The sequence below is a fragment of the Nocardioides hungaricus genome (assembly GCF_054782915.1).
In genome coordinates this window covers 1-1349 of record NZ_BAAGRO010000070.1, presented here as the reverse complement: position 1 = coordinate 1349, position 1349 = coordinate 1, and the positions used below count along the sequence as shown (strand labels likewise).

General features: G+C 67.8%; 1 protein-coding gene. It reads left to right on the top strand.

The annotated features are described in order from the left end of the window. Window positions 1-54 precede the first annotated feature (54 nt). Window positions 55-1349 (top strand): IS1380 family transposase (locus tag ACYVKX_RS23200; RefSeq protein WP_460836082.1); only part of this gene is annotated, 1295 nt, incomplete at its 3' end.

Below are 1349 nucleotides of genomic sequence, written 5' to 3'. Positions count from 1 at the left end.
AGAATCGGAGTTCTGACACACACGATTCATTGCCGAACAAGGGACACCTCGTAAGTGAAAGCCTCTCACACCATCCGGCCTGTTTTCGACGACCCGAACCTGGTGTCTGCCGCAGGTCTGGTCCCGGTCCTTCGGTTGGCCGAGTCCGCTGGTCTCGGTGACCTACTCGAGGAGCGGCTGAGCATCGACTCGGCGAACGCGGCGGCTAAGACCACCGCAATCATCGGCGGGATGCTCGCCGGCGCGGACTGCATCGACGACCTCGATCTTCTGCGGCATGGCGCGATGGCCCGACTGTTCTCCGGGGTCCGGGCGCCCTCGACGTTGGGCACGTTCCTGCGGACCTTCACCCACGGCCACGTCCAGCAGCTCGACGCCGTCAGCAGCCGCCTGCTCGCCGCCCTGGCACAGCGGACACCCGGCCTGCTGACCGACACGGCGCAGACCTCGAGTGAGATCGCGTTCATCGACATCGACGACACCGTGCGTGAGGTCCACGGCTACGCCAAGCAGGGTGCCGCCTACGGCTACAGCAAGGTCCGGGGCCTGAACATCCAGGCCACCACGATCTCGACCCCGCTCACCGCGCCGGTGATCGCCCGGGCCCGGCTCCGCCGCGGCAACGTCGCCTCGGCCACCGGCGCGGGACGGATGCTGGCCCAGTCGGTCACCACCGCCCGCGATGCCGGCGTGCGGTGTCGGATCATGGGCCGGGCCGACTCGGCGTTCTACGGCCACGCCTTCGTCGGCACCGCGATCCGCCACGGCATCTGGTTCTCGGTCACTGCCCGGATGGACCCCAAGGTCAAGGCCACCATCACCAGCATCCCTGAGGACGCCTGGACCCCGATCAGATACCCGAAAGCGATCTGGGAGGAAGACAAGACCGTGCCCGGTGGCGGGTACTGGGTCAGTGACGCCGAGGTCGCCGAGATCGACTTCGTCGCCTTCACCGGGCGCCGTAAGGCCGACCACGTGCCGTGTCGGCTCGTGGTTCGTCGCGTCCGGCGACTCCAACCAGCCGCACCCGACGGCACCGAGCAGGACACCCTGTTCGCGACCTACCGCCACCACGCGTTCATCACCAACAGCACCCTGTCCACTGTCGAGGCCGACGAACGACACCGCGACCACGCCGTCGTCGAACAAGTCATTGCCGAGCTCAAGGACAACGCCTTGGCGCACCTGCCCTCAGGGTCCTACGCCGCGAACGCCGCCTGGGTCGCGATGACCGTGATCGCGTTCAACCTCGCCCGCGCCACCGCCGTCACAGCCGGCATCGCCACAGCACGATGGGCCACCGTGCGCCGCAAGATCATCAACACCCCCGCTCGACTCGCCAGCACCGC